The sequence below is a fragment of the Sphingomonas sp. 66-10 genome (assembly GCF_001897045.1).
Taxonomy (GTDB): Bacteria; Pseudomonadota; Alphaproteobacteria; order Sphingomonadales; family Sphingomonadaceae; genus Sphingomonas; species Sphingomonas lycopersici.
In genome coordinates, this window is record NZ_MKRR01000167.1 from 17,365 (window position 1) to 37,373 (window position 20,009).

At 67.4% G+C, this 20,009-nt stretch carries 24 protein-coding genes; 14 read left to right on the forward strand and 10 right to left on the reverse strand.

The window, feature by feature from the left end:
- Together BGN95_RS26135 and BGN95_RS26140 are read left to right on the forward strand one after the other, a co-directional pair.
- Window positions 1-267: aldo/keto reductase (locus tag BGN95_RS26135; protein WP_286774523.1), on the forward strand; the 267-nt coding region annotated here is incomplete at its 5' end.
- A gap of 35 nt (window positions 268-302) precedes the next feature.
- Window positions 303-938: a L,D-transpeptidase family protein gene (locus BGN95_RS26140; RefSeq protein ID WP_265269816.1), complete on the forward strand. Its 636-nt coding sequence runs from the start codon at window positions 303-305 to the stop codon at window positions 936-938.
- Here the strand turns inward: BGN95_RS26140 and BGN95_RS26145 are convergent, their stop codons facing one another.
- Window positions 939-1,424 (reverse strand): GNAT family N-acetyltransferase, encoded by a 486-nt coding sequence (locus BGN95_RS26145; RefSeq protein ID WP_265312898.1) that lies wholly within the window; start codon window positions 1,422-1,424, stop codon window positions 939-941. It lies immediately after the preceding gene.
- Window positions 1,425-1,575: 151 nt separating this feature from the next.
- Complete coding sequence (locus tag BGN95_RS26150; RefSeq protein ID WP_286774524.1) at window positions 1,576-3,084, reverse strand: YifB family Mg chelatase-like AAA ATPase; 1,509 nt, start codon at window positions 3,082-3,084, stop codon at window positions 1,576-1,578.
- A 134-nt stretch (window positions 3,085-3,218) separates the two neighbouring features.
- Here BGN95_RS26150 and BGN95_RS26155 point away from each other — a divergent pair, with 134 nt between their 5' ends.
- From BGN95_RS26155 to BGN95_RS26185, 7 genes are all read left to right on the forward strand, one after another.
- A complete protein-coding gene (locus tag BGN95_RS26155; protein ID WP_265269814.1) occupies window positions 3,219-3,551 on the forward strand; it encodes a hypothetical protein in 333 nt (110 codons plus the stop codon).
- A gap of 86 nt (window positions 3,552-3,637) precedes the next feature.
- Window positions 3,638-3,772 carry a 50S ribosomal protein L34 gene (gene rpmH / locus BGN95_RS26160; RefSeq protein WP_028056723.1) on the forward strand — a complete coding sequence of 45 codons (135 nt, stop codon included), beginning with the start codon at window positions 3,638-3,640 and terminating at the stop codon, window positions 3,770-3,772.
- 193 nt (window positions 3,773-3,965) lie between these two features.
- Window positions 3,966-4,235, forward strand: a complete 270-nt coding sequence (rnpA, locus tag BGN95_RS26165) for a ribonuclease P protein component (protein ID WP_432423313.1) — start codon at window positions 3,966-3,968, stop codon at window positions 4,233-4,235.
- Window positions 4,232-4,444, forward strand: a complete 213-nt coding sequence (gene yidD / locus BGN95_RS26170) for a membrane protein insertion efficiency factor YidD (RefSeq protein WP_265269798.1) — start codon at window positions 4,232-4,234, stop codon at window positions 4,442-4,444. The genes rnpA and yidD overlap by 4 nt, the downstream gene beginning before the upstream one ends.
- A 27-nt stretch (window positions 4,445-4,471) precedes the next feature.
- Entirely contained in the window at window positions 4,472-6,172 is a 1,701-nt protein-coding gene (gene yidC / locus BGN95_RS26175; RefSeq protein WP_265312901.1) for a membrane protein insertase YidC, read from the forward strand.
- A complete protein-coding gene (gene yihA, locus BGN95_RS26180) occupies window positions 6,169-6,810 on the forward strand; it encodes a ribosome biogenesis GTP-binding protein YihA/YsxC (RefSeq protein WP_265269796.1) in 642 nt (213 codons plus the stop codon). Before yidC ends, yihA begins: the two co-directional genes overlap by 4 nt.
- A 299-nt stretch (window positions 6,811-7,109) precedes the next feature.
- Window positions 7,110-7,775, forward strand: coding sequence for a glutathione S-transferase family protein (locus BGN95_RS26185; protein WP_265269795.1), 666 nt, complete (start codon window positions 7,110-7,112; stop codon window positions 7,773-7,775).
- A gap of 29 nt (window positions 7,776-7,804) precedes the next feature.
- On the opposite strand, the gene BGN95_RS26190 is transcribed toward BGN95_RS26185, so the two are convergent.
- The gene (locus BGN95_RS26190) at window positions 7,805-8,251 is read right to left on the reverse strand and encodes a cupin domain-containing protein (protein WP_265269793.1); all 447 of its coding nucleotides are present in this window, start codon (window positions 8,249-8,251) and stop codon (window positions 7,805-7,807) included.
- An 11-nt stretch (window positions 8,252-8,262) separates the two neighbouring features.
- Here BGN95_RS26190 and dapE point away from each other — a divergent pair, with 11 nt between their 5' ends.
- Window positions 8,263-9,402 (forward strand): succinyl-diaminopimelate desuccinylase, encoded by a 1,140-nt coding sequence (gene dapE, locus BGN95_RS26195; RefSeq protein WP_286774525.1) that lies wholly within the window; start codon window positions 8,263-8,265, stop codon window positions 9,400-9,402.
- Here dapE and BGN95_RS26200 read toward each other — a convergent pair.
- From BGN95_RS26200 to BGN95_RS26215, 4 genes are all read right to left on the reverse strand, one after another.
- Window positions 9,380-11,077 carry a putative bifunctional diguanylate cyclase/phosphodiesterase gene (locus BGN95_RS26200; RefSeq protein ID WP_265312903.1) on the reverse strand — a complete coding sequence of 566 codons (1,698 nt, stop codon included), beginning with the start codon at window positions 11,075-11,077 and terminating at the stop codon, window positions 9,380-9,382. The two genes, dapE and BGN95_RS26200, sit on opposite strands and share 23 nt — an antisense overlap.
- A gap of 73 nt (window positions 11,078-11,150) precedes the next feature.
- Entirely contained in the window at window positions 11,151-11,711 is a 561-nt protein-coding gene (locus BGN95_RS26205; RefSeq protein WP_265312904.1) for a Smr/MutS family protein, read from the reverse strand.
- Entirely contained in the window at window positions 11,683-12,954 is a 1,272-nt protein-coding gene (mltA, locus tag BGN95_RS26210) for a murein transglycosylase A (RefSeq protein WP_286774526.1), read from the reverse strand. Before mltA ends, BGN95_RS26205 begins: the two co-directional genes overlap by 29 nt.
- Window positions 12,955-13,146: 192 nt before the next feature.
- The gene (locus BGN95_RS26215) at window positions 13,147-13,785 is read right to left on the reverse strand and encodes a Tim44/TimA family putative adaptor protein (RefSeq protein ID WP_265312905.1); all 639 of its coding nucleotides are present in this window, start codon (window positions 13,783-13,785) and stop codon (window positions 13,147-13,149) included.
- A gap of 162 nt (window positions 13,786-13,947) precedes the next feature.
- On the opposite strand from BGN95_RS26215, the gene secB reads away from it, so the two are divergent.
- The 4 genes from secB to BGN95_RS26235 all read left to right on the forward strand — a co-directional run bounded on the left by secB (window position 13,948) and on the right by BGN95_RS26235 (window position 17,626).
- On the forward strand, window positions 13,948-14,460 hold the full coding sequence (gene secB, locus BGN95_RS26220) for a protein-export chaperone SecB (RefSeq protein ID WP_265269783.1): 513 nt from the start codon (window positions 13,948-13,950) through the stop codon (window positions 14,458-14,460).
- A gap of 27 nt (window positions 14,461-14,487) precedes the next feature.
- A complete protein-coding gene (gene murJ, locus BGN95_RS26225; RefSeq protein ID WP_286774527.1) occupies window positions 14,488-16,047 on the forward strand; it encodes a murein biosynthesis integral membrane protein MurJ in 1,560 nt (519 codons plus the stop codon).
- A 19-nt stretch (window positions 16,048-16,066) separates the two neighbouring features.
- Window positions 16,067-17,074, forward strand: coding sequence for a tryptophan--tRNA ligase (gene trpS / locus BGN95_RS26230; RefSeq protein ID WP_286774528.1), 1,008 nt, complete (start codon window positions 16,067-16,069; stop codon window positions 17,072-17,074).
- A 258-nt stretch (window positions 17,075-17,332) separates the two neighbouring features.
- Complete coding sequence (locus tag BGN95_RS26235; protein WP_265269777.1) at window positions 17,333-17,626, forward strand: PspC domain-containing protein; 294 nt, start codon at window positions 17,333-17,335, stop codon at window positions 17,624-17,626.
- A 55-nt stretch (window positions 17,627-17,681) separates the two neighbouring features.
- Here BGN95_RS26235 and dnaA read toward each other — a convergent pair whose 3' ends face one another.
- The 3 genes from dnaA to BGN95_RS26250 form a co-directional block, all read right to left on the reverse strand.
- On the reverse strand, window positions 17,682-19,070 hold the full coding sequence (gene dnaA, locus BGN95_RS26240; protein ID WP_432423403.1) for a chromosomal replication initiator protein DnaA: 1,389 nt from the start codon (window positions 19,068-19,070) through the stop codon (window positions 17,682-17,684).
- A gap of 399 nt (window positions 19,071-19,469) precedes the next feature.
- Window positions 19,470-19,733: a 30S ribosomal protein S20 gene (rpsT, locus tag BGN95_RS26245; protein ID WP_179511282.1), complete on the reverse strand. Its 264-nt coding sequence runs from the start codon at window positions 19,731-19,733 to the stop codon at window positions 19,470-19,472.
- A gap of 91 nt (window positions 19,734-19,824) precedes the next feature.
- A partial coding sequence (locus BGN95_RS26250) for a zinc finger domain-containing protein (protein WP_286774529.1) occupies window positions 19,825-20,009 on the reverse strand: 185 nt, incomplete at its 5' end.

Here is a 20,009-nt window from a genome sequence, read left to right on the forward strand (position 1 = left end):
GATCTCGGCAAAAGCGTGCGCGGCGGGCGGATGGGCGAATTGCTCGAGGGCAAGGGGCGCAAGGTGCTCGACGCGATGGACGCGGTCGCGGCGGAAAGCGGCGCGACGCTGGCGCAGATCGCACTCGCCTGGCTGATCGCGCAACCCGGCGTCACCGCGCCGATCGCCAGCGCGACCAGCGCGGCGCAGCTCGCCGAGCTGATGCCGGCGACGACGCTGACGCTCACGCGCGACCAGCTCACCCGGCTCACCGACGCCGGGGCGTGACGCGCCGGTAGCGGAATGGCAACGTCTCGGGCGCTATGAGCGGCGGGATGCTCCACCCCTCCTATCTTGCGCTCGGCGTGGCCGCGATGTGCGCGGCGACCTCGGTGACGATCGCCGCGACGCGGCCCGTGCCGGCGCACGTCCTCGTCTCGCGGGTGGTGCCGCCGGTGACGAAATTGCCGCACCAAGACGAAGCCGCGTCTGCCGCCTATACGATCAAGCGCGTCCTTCCGATCAAGGGCGCGATGCATATGGGCGAGTTCCACTGGGACGAAGCCGGCGCGCCCAGCACGGGCCGGGTGATCGTCACCGTCGATCTCGCCGCGCAGGTGATCAGCATCTTCCGCGACGGCTATGAGATCGGCACCGCGGCGGTGCTCTACGGCGCCGATGCCAAGCCGACCCCGACCGGGGTCTATCCGATCACCCAGAAGGACGCGACGCACGTCTCCAATATCTACGACGCGCCGATGCCCTATATGCTCCGGCTGACCAACGACGGCATCTCGATCCACGCCAGCGAGGTGCGCGACGGCTATATGACCCACGGCTGCATCGGCGTGCCCACCGCCTTTGCGAAGAAGCTCTTCGAGGCGGTCAAGCTCGGCGACACGGTGATCGTGACGCGCGGCGAGAAGCTCGATGTCGGGAAGCCGGTGACCGCCGCCTGATCAGAGGGTGCGGAACATCACCAGCGCGTCGACGAAGCCGTGCGTCGGGTGCGCGAACGCCCCCGGCAGCCGCCCGACGACCGCAAAGCCGAACGATTCCCACAATCGCACCGCGCGTTCGTTGGTGCTGACGACGAAATTGAACTGGATCGCGCGATAGCCGCGCGCCTTGGCGTGATCGATCGAATGCGCGCACATCGCCCGCGCGACGCCGCGGCCGGTCGCTGCGGCGGCGGTCATATAGCCGCAATTGGCGACATGCGCCCCGCCCCCGGCCTGATTGGCGCGGACATAATAGGTGCCGAGCAGCGCGCCCGTCTCATCCTCGACGACGAACGTGTCCTTGTCCGCCGCGAGCCAATAGGCCAGCGCCTCGGCCTCCGGCATCGCGCGATCGAGCGTATAGGTCTCGCCGGCGCGGATCGTCGGGCGGATGATCGACCAGATCGCGGGGGCGTCGGCGGCGGTGGCGGGGCGAATCTGCATGGATCGGGTTCCTCGACGTTTCTCTGGCAATGCGCTCGATTCCTTTTCCCGTCATTCCCGCGAAGGCGGGAATCCATTCACACAGGTCTGACGATAGAATCGCGCCCTCAGCGCCAATGGATTCCCGCCTTCGCGGGAATGACGAAGGGGCTCAATTGCGCGGCGGTTGCCGACGGTAGCTCAGCGCCTCGGCAATATGCCCCCGCCCCACCTGCGCTGCGCCAGCAAGATCGGCGATCGTCCGCGCCACGCGCAACACCCGCGTATAGCCTCGCGCCGAAAGCCGCATCGCCTCGGCCGCTTGCGCCAGCAAGGCGCGCCCCGCCTCGTCGGGCGTCGCGCTTTGCTCCAGCACCGCGCCGTCCGCCTCGGCATTGGTCCGCGCGGCCTCGCCGCGATAGCGCGCGGCCTGCACCGCGCGCGCCGCCGCGACGCGCGCCGCCACCTCGGCGGAGCTCTCCGCCGCCCTCGGCGAAACGAGGTCGATCGCGGTCAGCGCTGTCACTTCGACATGCAGATCGATCCGATCGAGCAACGGCCCCGAGACCTTGGCCTGATAGTCCGCCGCGCATCGCGGCGCGCGCGCGCACGCGAGGCCGGCGTCCCCCAAATGCCCGCAGCGGCACGGGTTCATCGCGGCGACGAGCTGCACCCGCGCCGGAAAGGTGACATGCGCATTGGCGCGCGCGACGCTCACGGTTCCCGATTCGAGCGGCTGGCGCAGCGAATCGAGCACCGCCCGCTGGAATTCGGGCAATTCGTCGAGGAACAGCACCCCGAGATGCGCAAGGCTCACCTCTCCCGGCTTCACCCGCAATCCGCCCCCGGTCAGCGCCGCCATCGACGCGCTGTGGTGGGGCGCACGGAATGGCCGCACGCGGGTCAGCCGGCCGCCGGACAAGGTGCCGGCGACCGATTGCACCATGCTCACCTCCAGCGCCTCGCTCGCGTCGAGCGGCGGGAGGATCCCCGGCAGGCACGCCGCCATCAGCGATTTCCCCGCCCCCGGCGGCCCGACGAACAGCAGATTATGCCCACCGGCCGCCGCGATCTCCAGCGCGCGCCGCGCGACCTCCTGCCCCTTCACCTGCGCCAGATCGGGGCCGGTGTGCGCCTCCTCCACCGCGCCGGGCGGCGGCGCGGCGAGCAATTGCCGGCCTTTCAAGTGGTTGATCAGCGCGATCAGGTCGGGCGCGGCGACCACCTCGATCGATCCGCTCCACGCCGCCTCCGCCCCCTGCGCCGCCGGGCAGATCAGCCCCCGTCCCGTCTCCGCGGCGTGCAGCGCGGCAAGCAGCACGCCCGGCGACGGCGCGAGCCGCCCGTCGAGCGCCAGTTCGCCGACCACGACATAATCGGCGAGCGCCTCGGCATCGACCACCCCCATTGCGGCGAGCAGCCCCAGCGCGATCGGCAGATCGAAATGCGACCCTTCTTTGGGGAGGTCGGCCGGCGACAGGTTCACCGCGATCCTTTTGGGCGGCAACGCCAGCCCCATCGCCGCGATCGCCCCGCGCACCCGCTCGCGGCTTTCCGCGACCGCCTTGTCCGCCAGCCCGACGAGGTTGAACGCGGGGAGCCCGGGGATGAGCTGCACCTGCACCTCCACCCCGCGCGCCTCGAGCCCGAGATACGCCACCGTCGCGACGATTGCTGCCATGCCACTCCCCCAACAAGGCCGGGGTGACGGGTCGGCTCGGCCCCACCACGCCCCTCAGCGATCATTCATACTGGCTCGTTCACCAACCGAAACCATCCTTTCCTCGCCTTGCGATCCTCAACGAGCTGTCCCAAATGCTCCCTATGTCTCAGCGTCACCCGGTTTCGCGTATCATCCAGCTCACGCTCGGCGTGCTGCTGCTGATCGGGGCGGCGGTGATGGGGCCGTTGCCCGGGCCGGGTGGAGTCTTTCTGTTCGCAGGCGGGATGGTGCTGATTCTGCGCAACTCGCGCTGGGCACAGGTGCGCTGGGCGCGACTCAAGCGCCGCTGGCCGCGCGTCGGGCATCTCGTCGACCGCACGATGCGGCGGCGGAGCGCGTTGCGCCGCCATGCACGTGCCAAGAGCCAGGCGAACGATAATGGCAAAGACCAGCGCCGCGCGGAACGACGGGCGCACTCGCGTTGACTTGGCCCCGTCATTGGCCTATGCGGCGACCCGTTCGGGCCGTCCTTACGTGACGGCCTTTAGTTTTTCAGATTCGGGAATGAACGATGAAGCGGACCTTTCAGCCGAGCAACCTGGTGCGCGCACGCCGTCACGGCTTCCGTGCGCGGATGGCGACGGTGGGCGGTCGTGCGGTGATCCGGGCGCGCCGCGCGCGCGGCCGCAAGAAGCTGTCGGCCTGAGTCATTTGATTGGGGGCGGCACCGGCCCGCTCCCCCTCCCGGCCACCCAGTCATGATACCGATGGGTGGCCGAGAGGGGGAGCGGGCCGGTGCCGCACGCAAAGGCGGTGAAACCGCATTTGCCAAACAGACTCTCGCGCGGCTCACCAAGCGATCCGAATTTCTTGCCGTCAACGCCGGGCGTCGCGTGCCGATGCCCGGCTTTGTCTTGCTTGTCCGCCCGCGTGGCGACGGCGATGAGACGGTCCGCGTCGGTTTCACCGTGACCAAGAAGATCGGCAATGCGGTGGTGCGCAACCGCATGAAGCGCCGCCTGCGCGCGCTCGCCCGCGAGCTGCTGCCGGCAGGCGGCATCGGCGGCGCGGATCATGTGCTGATCGGGCGGCAGGGCGGCGTCGAACGCCCTTATGCCACCCTGCGCGACGAGCTGGCCAAGGCGCTGGCCAAGGCGCAGCGGCGATGATTGCTCGCGCGCTCATCCTCGTCGCGCGCGCCTGGCAGATCGGGCCGTCGGCGGTGATGCCGCCCACCTGCCGCTATCAACCTTCGTGTTCGGCCTATGCAATTGAGGCGCTTCGCCGCTATGGAGCGGCGCGCGGAAGCTGGCTCGCGGCGAAACGCATCGCGCGCTGCCATCCGTGGGGCGGGCATGGCTATGACCCCGTCCCGTAAACTGGACAGCCGTAAACAGGATCTGACGTGACCGAAGACAACAAGAATTTCGTGCTGTTCGCGGTGGTTGCGGCGCTGATCCTGTTCGGCTGGCCGCTGATCCAGAACCGTTTCTTCCCGACGGCCAACCCGCCGGTGACGAAGATCGAGGGCGGCAAGACCGAGGTCGTGCAGGGCAAGGCCGCGGCGACCGCCGACGCGCCGGGCGCGATCCGCGACCGCAACCTCGTGATCGGCGAAAGCCCGCGGGTGAAGATCGACACGCCGACGTTGCAAGGCTCGATCAACCTGAAGGGCGCGCGGATCGACGATCTGGTGCTCAAGAATTACAAGGACACGATCGCCAAGGATTCGGCGCCCGTCCGCCTCCTGTCGCCGGCCGGCACCACCGACGCTTATTTCGCAGCGTTCGGGTGGCGCGACGACGGCCTCGCGCCGCCCGCCGCCGAAACCGTCTGGACCGCCTCGTCGCCGGTGCTCGCGCCGGGCAAGCCGGTGACGCTCACCGCCGCCAACGCCAAGGGCCAGCGCTTCCAGATCGAGCTTTCGGTCGACAAGGATTATATGTTCACCGTCAAGCAGACGGTGGCCAACGGCGGGCAGGCGCCGGTGCCGGTGGCAACATATGGCCTCGTCAACCGTGCCGGCGTGTCGAAGGATCCCGATAGCTGGACGATCCACACCGGGCCGATGTCGGTCGCCAATGGCAGCGCGAATTATTCGCCTAATTTCAAAGATGTGGACGCCGCGCCGCAGAAGTTCACGACGACCGGCGGCTGGCTCGGCTTCACCGACAAATATTGGCTGACCGCGCTGCTCCCCGATCAGGCGCGCAGCTTCGACGGCCAGTTCCGCGCGGGCAACGCCAAGACCTATCAGGCCGATTACACCGCTGCGCCGCAGCTTCTCCCGCCGGGTCGCCAGATCACCCAGACCGCGCGCTTCTTCGCCGGGGCGAAGGAAGTGAAGCTGCTCGATCGCTACACCGACAAGGAAGGCGCGACCAAGCTCGATTACGCGATCGACTGGGGCTGGTTCCGCCTCGTCGAAAAGCCGATCTTCTATTATCTCGACTGGCTGTTCCGCATGATCGGCAACTTCGGCGTTGCGATCATCCTGTTGACCTTCACGATCCGCGCGCTCGTCTTCCCGATCGCGCAACGGCAATATGCCTCGATGGCGCACATGCGCGCGATCCAGCCGAAGATGAAGGCGATCCAGGAGCGCTACAAGGACGACAAGCCGCGCCAGCAGCAGGAAATCATGGCGCTGTACAAGTCGGAGAAGGTCAACCCGCTCGCGGGCTGCCTCCCCACCCTGTTGCAGATCCCGATCTTCTACGCGCTGTACAAGGTGCTGATGCTGACGATCGAAATGCGTCACCAGCCGTTCGTCGCGTGGATCAAGGATCTGTCGGCGCCCGATCCGCTGACCCCGCTCAATCTGTTCGGGCTGCTCAACTTCACCCCGCCGCACTTCCTGGCGATCGGCGTGATCCCGATCATCCTGGGCATCAGCATGTACTTCCAGTTCAAGCTGAACCCGACCCCGATGGACGAGACGCAGAAGCAGGTCTTCGCGCTGATGCCCTGGGTGCTGATGTTCGTGATGGCGCCGTTCGCGGTGGGGCTGCAGGTGTATTGGATCACCTCCAACATCATCACGATCATCCAGCAGCGCCTGCTCTATGCGCGTCATCCGGCGTTGCTGGAGGCGCCCGCCAAGTGACGGATACCTTCGACGCCGACGCGATCGAGGCTGCGCGGAAGATCTTCGCCGGCCCGATCGAGTTCCTCAAATCGGCCCCCGCGCTGCAATTCCTGCCCGATCCGGTCGCGCCGGAAGTGGCGTTCGCGGGGCGATCGAACGTCGGCAAATCCTCGCTGATCAACGCGCTCACCGGGCGCAAGGCGCTGGCGCGCACCTCGGTGACGCCGGGGCGGACGCAGGAGCTCAACTTCTTCGATATCGGCACCCCGCCGGTGTTCCGGCTGGTCGACATGCCGGGATACGGCTTCGCCAAGGCGCCGAAGGACATGGTCAAGAAGTGGCGCTTCCTGGTGAACGACTTCCTGCGTGGTCGTCAGGCGCTGAAGCGCGCGCTGGTGCTGATCGACAGCCGCCACGGCATCAAGGAAGTCGACCGCGAGATCCTCGAGATGCTCGACAAGGCGGCGGTGAGCTATCGCCTCGTGCTGACCAAGGCCGACAAGGTAAAGGCGACCGATCTCGCCGCGGTGCTCGACCAGACCGCGACCGAGGCGCGCAAACACCCCGCGGCGCATCCGGAGATCATCGCCACCTCGTCGGAGGGCGGGATGGGCATCCCCGAATTGCGCGCGGCGGTGATCGAAGCGATCGGCTAAGCTTTTCGCGTTCTCGTACCCGTCGTCATCCCCGCGAAGGCGGGCATCCATTCAGGCAGGCCCTGCGATAGAATCGCACCGACAGCGACAATGGATTCCCGCCTTCGCGGGAACGACGGCGTTGAAATTAAGCCTCTGTTTTAACTACACAAATTATAGACTTCACGAGAACGGCCGCGACCGCCACTCGTGTGAACTTCGTGAACTTTGCCCGCCTGCCGGGCGAGGGGCTTGCCCCACCCCCCCGCCCTTCCCTATCGCTTGGTCCGTAACCTCGAACCAGAAACGGGCAGCGGCGCATGAAGCTCATCATCGGCAACAAGGCCTATTCGTCGTGGTCGCTGCGTGGCTGGCTCGCCTGCCGCCAGTCGGGGCTGCTTTTCGAGGAAATGGTCGTCCCGCTCTACGATCAGGAGTGGGATCAGCGCCGCGAGGGCGACGAATTCGCGCCCTCATCGGGCAAGGTGCCGATCCTGTGGGACGACGACGCCGTGGTGTGGGACAGCCTGGCGATCATCGAATATCTTGCCGACAAGGTCGGGCGCGAGAAATTCTGGCCCGAAGACAATGCCGCGCGCGCAATGGCGCGGTCGATGGCGGCCGAGATGCATTCGAGCTTCGCCCCGCTGCGCCGCGAGCATGGGATGAACATCCGCCAGGTCTATCCGCCCAAGCGACCGTCGGACGAGGTGATCGCCGATCTCACGCGGATCATGGAATTGTGGGCGCAGGCGCGGGCGCGATTCGGCGGCGACGGGGATTTCCTGTTCGGCACCTTCGGCGCGGCGGACATCATGTTCGCCCCGGTCTGCACCCGGATCGTGACCTATTCGCTGCCCGTCGCGCGTTTCGCCACCGGCTATGTCGAGGCGGTGCTCAACCACCCCTTCATGCAGGACTGGATCGCCGCCGCGCAGGAGGAGGAATGGGTGATCGAGAAGTTCGAACAGCCTGCGACGGGTTGAGGCAACACAGGTTTCCCTCTCCCCGTTCGCTAGAACTCGCGCCCGTCCTTCCGCCGGAATCCCTCCCCTTCGAACAGATGCATGTCGATATCGGGATAATGGCAGTCGGTTTCCGACGGCCGCCCGACCGCGACGAACACGCAATCCGCCGCGCCGCGGTTCTGCAGCACATGCCCGTTGCCGTCCCCCTTGGGAAAGGCGGCGATATCGCCCGGGCGCATGATCGTTTCCCCCGAATCGTCCACCAGCACCGCCTCGCCCGCCAGCATCACGACGATTTCGTCCTCGCCCTCATGCCAATGGCGCTGCGACGACCACGCCCCGGGCTTGAGCACGACATGGCTGACGCCGAAGTCCGCCAGCCCGGCGGCGGGGGCCAGCCGGCGATACCAGCGCCCCTGCACCGCCGCAGCATATTCGGGCGGATAGCCGGTCGCATTGGTCTGCGGGATTGTATCGAGATCGAGCTTGGGCAAGGAGGCCTCCCATGAAGATGCCCGCTACCCTAACCGATCCGGTCGCCCTCGCCGAAGCTTTGATCGCCTGCGAGAGCGTGACGCCCGCCACCGGCCATGTGTTCGACACGGTGGAAGCGCTGCTCGCCCCGCTCGGCTTCGCGGTCGATCGCTTCACGGTCGGCGAGGCGCCCGACGGGCCGGTCGAGAATATGATCGCGGTGCGCGGCACCGGCGGCACGCACTTCGCCTTCGCCGGCCATCTCGACGTGGTGCCGCCGGGCGAGGGCTGGACCTCGGGCGCCTTCTCCCCCGAGATCCGCGGCGATCTGCTCCACGGGCGCGGCGCGGTCGACATGAAGGGCGCGATCGCCGCCTTCATCGCCGCCGCCGCACGCACCCCGAGCGACGGGATCGTCAGCCTGTTGCTCACCGGCGACGAGGAAGGCCCGGCGATCTACGGCACCCGCGCGATCCTCGATCGGCTGGCCGAACGCGGGCTCAAGCCCGATCTGTGCCTCGTCGGCGAACCGACCTCGGCCGACCGGCTCGGCGATACGCTCAAGATCGGGCGGCGCGGGTCGGTCAACATCTGGATCGAGGTGCCCGGCCGGCAGGGGCATGTCGCCTATCCGCAGCTTGCCGACAATCCGATCCCCAAGCTGGTCGCGGCGCTGGCGGCGATCGATGCGATCACGCTCGATCACGGCAATGACTGGTTCCAGCCCTCGAACATCGAGGTGACCGACATCACCGTCGGCAACCCCGCGACCAATGTGATCCCGGCGCGCGCCACGGCGCGGCTGTCGATCCGCTTCAACGACGAGCAGCACGGCCCCGATCTGGTGCGGCTGATCGAACGCACCGTCCACGCCCACGCCCCGACGGCGAAGGTCGAGGCGCGCATCTCGGGCGAGGCATTCCTCACCGAGCCGGGCGCGCTGTCGGCGATGGTTTCGGCGGCGGTGCTCGCACGCACCGGCATCACCCCGGCGCTGTCGACGACCGGCGGCACGTCCGACGCGCGGTTCATTTCGGCGATCTGCCCGGTGGTCGAATTCGGGCTAATCAATGCGACGATGCACAAGCTCGACGAGGCGGTGGCGATCGACGATCTCGCCGCGCTGACCGATATCTACGCCGATATCATCACGCGAGCGACGCGCGCCTGATCTCCGGCGCGCGGCCGCCCAGCGCCGCCGACCAGGCGAGGAAATCCACCTCAGCCATCGGCCGCGCGATCCCGAAGCCCTGCACCGCGTCGCACCCGATGACGCGCAGCAGATCGACTTGCGCGGGGGTTTCCACCCCCTCGGCCACCGCCTCGCACCCGAGCCCGTGGATCAGCCCGACCAAGGCACCGGCGATCAGCCGGGTCGAGGAATCGGTGGTGATCGTCGCGATCAGGCTGCGATCGAGCTTGATCCGGTCGATCGGCAATTGCCGCAGCCGCGCGACGCTCGACAGCCCGGTGCCGAAGCCGTCGATCGCGATCTTCGCGCCGTCCTCACGCAACATCGAGATCGCGGCGATCGCATCGGTGCGGGCGTGCGCCGCGACGGTTTCGTTCATTTCTAGTTCGAGTAGCCGCCCCGGCGCCCCCGCTTCGCGCATCGCGGCATGGAGCCGCAGGAGGAAATCGACCCGATCGATCTGCCGCGCGCTGATGTTGACCGCCAGCCGCGTTTCCACCCCCAGCGCCGCCCATTGCGCGATCGTCCGCGCGACACGCCCGATCGCCCAGTCGCCGATCTCGATCATCAGCCCGCTCTCTTCGGCACGGCCGATGAAGGTCGCCGGCAGTCGCAATCCGTCGGTCGGATGCTGCCAGCGCAGCAGCGCCTCGGCAGCGACCACTTTGCCCGCCGCGAGCGCGACCTGCGGCTGGAACACCAGGATGAATTCGTCATTGTCGAGCGCCGCGCGCAGCTCGGCATCGAGCCGCAGCCGTTCGGCCAGTTCCGCCGCCAGCGTCTCGCTGTAGAATTCGAACCGCCCGCGTCCGTCGGATTTGGCGTGATACATCGCGGCATCGGCCGAACGCATCAGATCGTGGAGCGTGAAGCCGTGATCGGGGCGCAGCGCGATCCCGATCGACGCGCCGATCGACACCTCCCCGCTCGGCAGCGCGAACGGCGAGGCGAGCGCGTCGAGCACTTGCGTGGCGATCCACCCCGCATCGCGCTGGTCGGTCAGCACCGGAAACAGCATCGTGAATTCGTCGCCCGCCAGCCGCCCGATCAGCGGCGGGTAGCGATCGATATCGACCACCGCGACCGCGCGGTCGGCCACTGCGCGCAGCCGATCCGCGACCATCGCCAGCAGCATGTCGCCACAGGCGTGGCCGTGGGTGTCGTTGACCTTCTTGAAGCGATCGAGATCGATGAAGAAAAGCGCACCGGGCTGCTCGGCGGCTTCGGCCAGCACGCGTTCGGCGCTGGCGCGGAAATTGGTGCGATTGGCCAGCGCGGTCACTGGATCGAACAGCGCGAGCCGCTGGATATTCTCCATATTGTCCGAAAGCTGGCCGAACAGCCGGTCCATCGCGGTGGCAAGCTGCGGCACCGCGCTGCGGATCTCGTTGGGCACGCGCCGGTCGAGCGCGCCGTCGGCGGCTTCGGCGAGCTGGTCGACCGCCTTGTCGACCGCCTCAGCGGTCGTGGCGAGCGCCTGCTGGGTCGAGGCCCAGCACATCGTCGCGCAGACGATCGCCGGAATCAGCGCGCGCGCGAACGAATCCGCCGAAAGATTGCCGTTGGCGGTGGCGAGCAGCGACAGGAAGAATGCCACGCCGCCGGCGTAGAACGCGAATCTGACCGCGCGACTCTTCAGCGTGACGCTTTGCATTGCGCCGATCCGAACCTTTCAAACGATGACGCGATGGATTGCGCCGCGAGAGGTTATTCCTCGCACAGAAAGGTTAATGTTTCGGTCGCCGTCGGCGGAAGATCACGTAAAGCGCGCCGCTCCCACCGTGGCGCGGATGCGCGTTGCGTAAGGCAGCAATATCAGCGGCATGACGCGAGGCGCCGATCCAATCCGCGACCGCGGCACGGATCGCGCCGCGCGCATGCGGGCGCTCGCTTTCGGGGCGCGGCGGCTTGCCGGTGACGAGCAGAAGGACTCGGTCGCCGCGCGCGATCGAGCGCTCCAGCCCGGCATCGAGCATCGCATGCGCCGAGCGGAGCGTGTGGCCGTGAAGGTCGAGTGTCGCATCGGGCTGGATCGCGCCGCGCGTGATCTGGCGATCCCAGCTGCCGTCGAGCGTCGCCGCGCTTGCCGGCGGCGTCTTCGGCGCGCGCGGTGCGGGGATGATGCGCGCCGGGGGCGGTGTCGCGACCCGGCGCTTGCCCGAAGCCGGCGCCGGATCGGGCTCCGGCGCGGCTTTGGCCTTTGCTGTCGGATGGAGCGGGCGGACGCTGGCCTTCACCCGCGCCCATAATGCCGCCTCCTCAGCGTCGAGACGGCGACGGCCCGGCATTGCCAACCCCGCGCTGCACCCGGTCGATCGTTCCCACCGGCAGCAGCAGGAAGGCGGTGCCGCGTGCGCTCATCCCGCCCGCGATCGCCCGCGCCTCGTTGCCGATGCCCCAGAAGGTGTCGAACCGGTTGGCGCCCTTGATCGCGCCCCCGGTGTCCTGCGCCACCCATAAACCGGTCGCGTCGGTGCGATCCATCGACAGGAACACCGGCGCGCCGAGCGGGATGAAGCGCGGATCGGCCGCCACGGTCGCCCCGCCGACCACCGGCAGCCCGAGCGCGCCGACCGGTGCCCCGTCGAGCACGCGGAAGAAGACGAAGCTCTTGTTCTCGCGCATGATCGCGCGGCCCTGCTCGGGATTGTCGTGGAGCCACTGGACGATGCCCTGCATCGACAGCTGGTTGGGGCCGAGCAGTCCGCGTTTCCGCATCAGCGCGCCGATGCCGGTGTAATCACGGCCGTTCTGCGAATCATAGCCGATGCGCAGCTCGCGCCCGTCGGGCATCCGCACCAGCCCCGATCCCTGCACCTGGAGGAAGAAGAATTCGACCGGATCGACCGCATAACCGAGGATCCGTGCGCGGCCCTGCAGCACGCCCTGCTCGATCGCGGTGCGATCGTAATAAGGCACCAGCTTGGTCCCGTCGACGCGGCCGCGGACGCTCTTGCCCTTGAGCGCGTCGGAAAACAGGCCGAGGTCGACGTCGATCAGATCGTCGGGGCGGGCATAGATCGGGGCATAGCCCTCGCGATAGGTCGGCGAACCCGCGATCTCGGGGATGTAATAGCCCGTGGCATAGGCGCGCCCGTCACCGACCTGCGCGGTCTCGAACCAGCGCGAAAAGAAGGCAGCGGCATCGCCCGGCGCGGTCGTCGCCGCGGCGGCGCAGGCCGGCTGCCAGTCCGCCCCCGTCGTCAGCCCTGAAACGTCGGCGCGTCGCACCAGCGAGGGGCAACTCGTGCGGAAGGCGGCGAGCGCCTGTGCCGCGCCGTCCCGCGTCATTGGCAGCGAGGTGATATCGGGGCCGCGCGCGATGCCGGTGGTGGCGGCGGTCGTCGCCCCCGGGGTCGCGATCTGCGGCACCGGCGGCAGCGGGGTGGCGGGGGTCGGCTGACGCACCGGCAATTCGCCCGACGGGCGTGGCGGGCGGACGTTACCCGGGCGCGGCGGCGGCTCCACGCCCCCGACGCAGGCCGACAAAGCAAGCGCCCCGGCCAGCGTGAACCCCCAGCGACGGATCATCCCGCCCCTACCCTCAGGACCAATCGACATTACGCAACTCTGCCCCTTATCCCACATCACCCCGGCCTCGATCCGGGGTCCACATGCCGCACGTACAGCGGCAGGAACCTCTTGTCCTGCCTTTGCCGCGCGATGGACCCCGGCTCAAGGCCGGGGTGACGGGTTTCTAAGGCTAGGGTTCAAACCCTGCGCTTAAGCTTCGTCGGTGTCCGCGAGCTTCCAGTTCGGATCGCCGCTCTTGAGCGTCCGGGCGAAGGTCCAGACGTCGTGGGTTTCCACCGCGTCGCTGGTCGATCCGGCGATCACCTGACCCTCGGCATTGCGGGTCACCGCGGCGATATCGGCGTCGAAGCGCACGGTGATCCGCGCGTCGCGACCCGACAGCGAGGCGCCGACGATCGTCGCGCGTTCGATCGAGACGAGGCGATTCTCCAGCACCTCGCCCGCCGCGGTACGCGCGGCGATCGATTCGGCGAAGGCATGCGCGACATCGGGCTCGACCAGCCCGGCCAGCGCCTTGTCGTCGCCGCGCCAAAAGGCTTCGAGGATCATGCGATAGGCCGCCTGCGCGCCTTCGAGGAAGCGCGGCACATCGAAGCCGGGTTCGCCGGAGACGATCGCGCGAAGCCCGGCTTCCGCGCCGCTTTCGATCGGGCGGACGGCGGTTTCGCGCACTTCCGGGGTCACGTCGATGGTACGCGCGACCGCGCCGGCCGGCACATCGGCAGGCTTGGGCAACGGCTGCTCATGCCCGGTGCGCTTGCCGAGCACCGAGTAGAGACGCAACGCCAGAAACCCGGCGACCATCGCGAGAAGGACAATATAAAACACTCGGCCTCCGCTAACTGAACGCCCAACATAGGCGCGATGTGCCCGCGATTCAATTTTTCACGGCGTTGAAACAGTGCAATGCTGCTGCTAGGCGCGCGGACACCGTTTTTTTGGGCGCGGGAAGCGCTCCCCATCGCATCATTTTTTGAGGAACAGGACGAGATGGCCGAACAGGATAATGGCGTGACGACCGGCAACGAGCCGCTGCCCAACGGCGCCGACACGCTGCCGCAGGTCGGGCTGATCTCGCAATATGTTAAGGATCTGTCGTTCGAGAACCCGAACGCCCCGGCGATCTACCAGAGCCAGCAGGCGCCGGAGATCAACGTGCAGTTCGACATCGGCGCGCAGCAGGTGGCCGAGGACGTCCACGAAGTGACGCTCAAGGTCGAGATCCGCGCCGAGAGCGCGGGTACCGTCGCCTTCCTCGTCGAGCTTTCCTATGCCGGGCTGTTCGGGCTGCGCAACGTGCCGCTCGATGCGGTCCAGCCGTTCCTGCTCGGCGAAGGCCCGCGCCTGCTGTTCCCGTTCGCGCGCCGGGTGGTGGCCGATGCGATCCGCGACGGCGGCTTCCCGCCGCTGCTGCTCGAGCCGGTCGATTTCAACGGCCTCTATCTCCAGCAGGCCGCCGCGCGCGAGCAGCAGGGCGACACGGGCACCGTCGGCAACGCCTGACGCCGCATTGAGCGGACTGGTGATCGCATGAACCTGACCCGCGCGCTCGGCTCGGTCGGCGGGCTGACGCTGGCGAGCCGCGTGCTCGGGCTGGTGCGCGATTCGCTGTTCGCGCGGTTCGTCGGCGCGGGGTTTGCGTCGGATGCGTTCCTGATCGCATTCCGCCTGCCCAACATGTTTCGCGCGCTTTTCGCCGAAGGCGCGTTTTCCGCGGCGTTCATCCCGATGTTCAACCGCAAGGTCGCCGACCCCGAGGGGCGCGGCCTAAGCGACGGGGTGACCTTCGCGGAGGACGCGCTGTCGGTGCTGCTCCCCGTGCTGATCGTGATGACGATCATTATGGAAATCGCCGCCTGGCCGGTGACCTGGCTGCTCTCGGGCGGGTTCAACGAGGCGACGCCCGCGCAATTCGCCTTCGCCGTCGAGCTGTCGCGGATCACCTTTCCCTATCTGCTGCTGATCAGCCTCGTCTCGCTGCTCGGCGGGATTCTCAATTCGCTGCACCGTTTCTGGGTCGCGGCGGCGGCGCCGATCCTGCTCAACCTGACGCTGATCGCGGCGCTACTGTTCTTCCACAGCCACGAGCCCTTGTTCACCGCGCGCAACCAGGCGATCGCGGTGACGATATCGGGGGCGCTGCAGTTGTTGTGGCTGGCCTGGGCGTGCCGCCGCGCCGGGGTCCACCTGCGCTTCCGCTGGCCGCGGCTCAACCCCGACGTCAAGAAACTGCTATCGCTGATCTGGCCGGCGGCGGCGGGCGCGGGGGCGGTGCAGATCAACCTCGTCATCTCCACCGCATTGGCCGCGAGCCTGCTGTCGGCGGGGTCGGTGAGCTACATCTATTTCGCCGACCGGCTGAACCAATTGCCGCTCGGGTTGATCGGGATCGGGCTCGGCACCGTCCTGCTCCCCACCATTTCCTCGCAGCTCGGGCGCGGCGAGGAAGCCGCGGCGATGGAAACGCAGAACCGGGGCATGGAGCTCGCGCTGTTCTTCACCCTCCCCGCGACGGTCGCGCTGATCGTGTGCGGCGGGCCGATCGTCGCGGCTTTGTTCCAGCACGGCAAGTTCAACCCCGGCGATACCGTCGCGACCGCGCAGGCGCTCGCCGCTTTCTCGATCGGGCTGCCGAGCTACATTCTCGTCAAGGTGCTGACCCCCGGCTATTACGCCCGGCAGGACACCAGGACCCCGGTGCGTTTCGCGACGATCTCGATCGGGGTGAACCTGATCCTCAACCTCGCCTTCATCCTCCCGCTCAAACATATGGGGCCGCCGCTCGCCACCGCGCTCGCCTCGACCGTCAACGTCTGGATGCTGTGGCACGAATTGCGCCGGCGCGGGCATTTCACCCCCGATGCGCAACTCCGCCGCCGCGCGTGGCGGCTGGCGGCGGCGGCGCTGCTGATGGGCGGGGTGATGTATTTCGCCAACGATCTGTTCCGCCCCTATACCACCGGGCCGAGCCTCGAACGCTGGGGGGCGATGTTCGTGCTGGTCGCGCTCGGCGGGCTGGTCTACGTGGCGGCGACCTTCCTGTTCGGCGCGTTCCGGCTCGCCGACGCACGAAGGCTGATCCGTCGATAATTCTCAGCAAGGGAAGAACATGCGCGTCGTTTCCGGCATCAAGCCCACCGGCAATCTCCACCTCGGCAATTATCTTGGCGCGGTGAAGCAGTGGGTGGCGATGAAGGACGAGGTGCAGGCCGCCGGGGGCGAGACGATGTATTTCATCGCCGACCTCCACGGGCTGACCGAGTGGATCGAGCCCGCCAATCTCTACGCCAATACGATCGAGATGACCGCGACCCTGGTCGCCGCGGGGATCGATCCCGCGCGTTCGATCCTGTTCAACCAGACGCGCGTGCCGGCGCATAGCGAACTGGCATGGCTGCTCAACAATGTCGCGCGGGTCGGCTGGCTCAACCGCATGACGCAGTTCAAGGACAAAGCGGGGAAGAACCGCGAGGGCGCCTCGGTCGGGCTGTACGATTATCCGGTGCTGATGGCGGCGGACGTGCTGATCTACAACGCCACCCATGTACCGGTGGGTGAGGATCAGAAGCAGCATCTGGAGCTGGCGCGCGATATCGCGACCAAGTTCAACCTCGATTACGGCCGCGACTTGTTCACCCTGCCCGAGCCGCTGGTGAGCAAGAAGGCGCCGCGCATCATGAGCCTGCGCGACGCCTCGGCCAAGATGTCCAAGTCCAACCCGTCCGAGCAATCGCTGATCAAGCTGATCGATTCGGACGAGACGATCGCTGACAAGTTCCGCAAGGCCAAGACCGACCCCGAGCCGTTGCCCGATTCGTGGGACGCGCTGGAGGTTCGGGCCGAGGCGCGCAACCTCGTCACGATCTTCGCCGCTTTGGCCGATCGCACCCCGGAGGATGTGGTGGCGGAATTCGCCGGCAAGGGCTTCGGCCAGTTCAAGCCGGCGCTGGCCGATCTCGCGGTGGCCAAGCTCGGCCCGATTCGCGACGAGATGCTCCGCCTGCTGGGCGATCGCGGCGAAATCGACGCGATCCTCGCGCGCGGCGCGGAAAAGGCCCGCGCGCTCGCCGCGCCGGTGCTGCGCAGCACGCAGGAAGCGATGGGGCTGGTCGCGTAGCCCTTGTATCCCGCGCAGGCGGGGACGCAGAGCCAAACAATATAGCGCCGGTTGATTTGGCCCTGGGTCCCCGCTTTCGCGGGGATACTGGTGGAATTCGCCAACTATTGGCGCAACACCTCAAGCCGGGCGTACGCGTCAGCCAAGCCCCGAAATTAAATCATTGAATTTCAATCAGATAATAATCTGGCACGGCTCCTGCAGAGTAACGGGCATCAGCGCGAAGCGCCGCTTCGCCACCCGATTGGAGCCTGTAAGATGTCCGCTGCCAACGCCAAGAACGCCAGTGACAAGCCCGAGATCTTCGGCGTCTGCCGCCGCCTCGGCGACGATTTCGGCTTTCACCCGAACATCCTGCGCATCGCGCTGGCGGTCGGGCTGGTGTTCAGCATCGAGGGCGTCGTGGCGGCCTATGCCGCAATGGGGCTGATCGTGCTGGTCAGCCGGCTGCTCGCGCCGGAGGCGAAGCGCGCCGCGGTTCGCCAGGACACCCCCGCCCCGGTCGTGACGCGCGAGGCCGTCCGCACCCCGGAATTCCAGCAGGCCGCGTAAATCGCCACGGTCCCCCACCCCCGCACGAAGCCGGGGGTGAGGGTGGCGTGAATTTTCAGCTTTCGAGCTGCCGCATCAGCAACCGCACCGCGCCGTCGATATCGTTGTCGCTGTCGCGCAACTCCTCGATCCGGCGCACCGCGTGGATCACCGTCGAATGATCGCGTCCGCCGAACTTGCGCCCGATCTCCGGCAGCGAGCGCGTGGTGAGGCGCTTCGCCAGATACATGGCGATCTGCCGCGGCCGCGCCACCGCCCGCGCACGGCGCGCGGAAACCAGGTCGATCGGCTTCAGTTCGAAATGCGCCGAGACCGCCTTCTGGATCTCGTCGATCGTGATCCGGCGCTGGCCGCCGCGCAGCACGTCGCCGAGCACGCTGATCGCGAAATCGAGGTCGATCGCATCCCCGGTGAGCTGGGCATAAGCGATGACGCGGTTGAGCGCGCCTTCGAGCTCGCGCACGCTGGTGCGAATCCGCCCCGCCAGCAGATCGAGCACCTCGGCGGGCACCTTCACCCCTTCGGGCATGTCGGCGAGCTTGCGATCGAGGATAGCGCGGCGCAGCTCGAGCGGCGGGGTCTTGATATCGGCGACCAGCCCGATCGCCATCCGCCCCAGGATACGCGATTCGATCCCGTCGAGCGCCTGCGGGCAGCGGTCGGCGGAAATCACCAGCCTTTTGCCCGCCGCCATGATCTCGTTGACGGTGTGGAAGAATTCTTCCTGCGTCGAATCCTTGCCGGCGATGAACTGCAGATCGTCGATCAGCAGCAGATCGCAGCCGCGCAGCCGCGCCTTGAACGCGAAGGTATCGCGGGCGCGCAGCGCGGCGACGAAATCGAACATGAAGCGCTCGGCCGACATGAACATCACCCGCGCATCGGGCTGCGCGGCGAGAAATTCATGCGCGATCGCGTGCATCAGGTGGGTCTTGCCCTGCCCGGTCCCCGAATGGAGGAACAACGGGCTGAACCGCACCGGCCCCGGCGCGGCGAGCGCACGCGCGGCGTTGAACGCGACCTTGTTCGACGCATCGGCGACGAAGCGATCGAAGGTGAAGCGCGGATCGAGTACCGGGCGCTCGCCGGCCGGCTGTGCCGGGGCCGGGGCGGCCGGCGCGGCGACCGCGGGCACCAGTGTCAGCGGCGCTTCGGCCGCCGCCGCGGTCTCGATCGCGACGGTGCGCACCGTCGGCAGAATCGCGCGGAATTCGTGGAGCAACCGGTCCGCATAATGATTGCGGACCCAGTTGGTCATGAACGCCGACGGCAGCGTCAGCCGAATCGCATCGGCGTCACCCGTCTCGACCAGTTCGATCGGCTTCAGCCATTGCTCGAACAGACGCGCGCCGGCCGATTCGCGCAGGCTGGCGCGCACGCGGGTCCAGGCCCGTGCCGCTTCGCTCTCCTGCACCGCATATCGACCATTGAACGCCACGCACAACCCTCCCCCGGCCGCGACACGGGTGTCGCAACGGCTCATGAAATCCACCAAAAAAAGTCCCCCGATGTGGTTCCCTGCCACGGTCGGATACGACGCTGAATGTCTGGGCGCGCGACGGCTGCCAGCGCGACAAGGGGAGGTTTAGGAACAAGCCGGTGAGTCGATCAAGACCGATGCCTGACACATTCTCGAAATAAACAAGTTGACTCGCGTGGAGCGGCCAAAATCCGTCGAAAATTTAACAAGCAGCTGAAATCAGGCCAGAATTCCAAAACGCACAAATATGGCTGCACGCGAATCGCGGGGAATCCATGACTCTTTGATGACAATACGCAGACGCAGCATAAGGCCCGCCGGAACGCATCCGACGGGCCTTATGCTTAATAAGTGCTGAAGCTGTTAGGCGAGCGCCGCGACGCGCTTCGTCAGCCGCGAGAACTTGCGGCTGGCGGTATTGCCGTGGAGCACGCCCCGCGCGACGCCGCGCGCCAGTTCCGGCTGCGCTTCGGCCAGCGCGGCGGTCGCCGCGGTCTTGTCGCCGGCGGCGAGCGCGGCTTCGACCCGCTTCACGAAGGTGCGGATACGGCCCACGCGGGCACCGTTGACTTCGGCCCGGCGCTGGTTGCGACGGATACGCTTCTTCGCTTGCGGCGTGTTCGCCATTGACGTCCTCGAAATCTGGTCGATGAAAAAAGGGCGCCGGGAAATCCCTTCGCCCTGGAAGCGGCGCCCTTAGCGCGGGATGCCGGCGCGGTCAACCACGCTGGCACTTCGGGCACCAGAAGGTCGATCGCCCGCCCTCGGCATAACGCGCCACGATTCCCCCGCAAGCGCATGCCTCGCCCTCGCGGCCGTAGACCGCGAACTGTTTGGAGAAATAGCCGAGCTCGCCATCGGGGCGGGCGTAATCGCGCAACGTCGATCCCCCCGCCTCCATCG

What these genes read in the sequence shown, in the direction of transcription:
- BGN95_RS26200 (WP_265312903.1), bottom strand. Translation starts at nt 11,077, where the DNA reads ATGCAAAGCGTCACGCTGAAGAGTCGCGCGGTCAGATTCGCGTTCTAC.
- secB (WP_265269783.1), top strand. Translation starts at nt 13,948, where the DNA reads ATGGCCGAACAGGATAATGGCGTGACGACCGGCAACGAGCCGCTGCCC.
- BGN95_RS26140 (WP_265269816.1), top strand. Translation starts at nt 303, where the DNA reads ATGAGCGGCGGGATGCTCCACCCCTCCTATCTTGCGCTCGGCGTGGCC.
- trpS (WP_286774528.1), top strand. Translation starts at nt 16,067, where the DNA reads ATGCGCGTCGTTTCCGGCATCAAGCCCACCGGCAATCTCCACCTCGGC.
- BGN95_RS26145 (WP_265312898.1), bottom strand. Translation starts at nt 1,424, where the DNA reads ATGCAGATTCGCCCCGCCACCGCCGCCGACGCCCCCGCGATCTGGTCG.
- mltA (WP_286774526.1), bottom strand. Translation starts at nt 12,954, where the DNA reads ATGATCCGTCGCTGGGGGTTCACGCTGGCCGGGGCGCTTGCTTTGTCG.
- rpsT (WP_179511282.1), bottom strand. Translation starts at nt 19,733, where the DNA reads ATGGCGAACACGCCGCAAGCGAAGAAGCGTATCCGTCGCAACCAGCGC.
- BGN95_RS26150 (WP_286774524.1), bottom strand. Translation starts at nt 3,084, where the DNA reads ATGGCAGCAATCGTCGCGACGGTGGCGTATCTCGGGCTCGAGGCGCGC.
- murJ (WP_286774527.1), top strand. Translation starts at nt 14,488, where the DNA reads ATGAACCTGACCCGCGCGCTCGGCTCGGTCGGCGGGCTGACGCTGGCG.
- rpmH (WP_028056723.1), top strand. Translation starts at nt 3,638, where the DNA reads ATGAAGCGGACCTTTCAGCCGAGCAACCTGGTGCGCGCACGCCGTCAC.
- dapE (WP_286774525.1), top strand. Translation starts at nt 8,263, where the DNA reads ATGAAGATGCCCGCTACCCTAACCGATCCGGTCGCCCTCGCCGAAGCT.
- BGN95_RS26185 (WP_265269795.1), top strand. Translation starts at nt 7,110, where the DNA reads ATGAAGCTCATCATCGGCAACAAGGCCTATTCGTCGTGGTCGCTGCGT.
- BGN95_RS26205 (WP_265312904.1), bottom strand. Translation starts at nt 11,711, where the DNA reads ATGCCGGGCCGTCGCCGTCTCGACGCTGAGGAGGCGGCATTATGGGCG.
- BGN95_RS26235 (WP_265269777.1), top strand. Translation starts at nt 17,333, where the DNA reads ATGTCCGCTGCCAACGCCAAGAACGCCAGTGACAAGCCCGAGATCTTC.
- rnpA (WP_432423313.1), top strand. Translation starts at nt 3,966, where the DNA reads ATGCCCGGCTTTGTCTTGCTTGTCCGCCCGCGTGGCGACGGCGATGAG.
- BGN95_RS26155 (WP_265269814.1), top strand. Translation starts at nt 3,219, where the DNA reads ATGCTCCCTATGTCTCAGCGTCACCCGGTTTCGCGTATCATCCAGCTC.
- yidD (WP_265269798.1), top strand. Translation starts at nt 4,232, where the DNA reads ATGATTGCTCGCGCGCTCATCCTCGTCGCGCGCGCCTGGCAGATCGGG.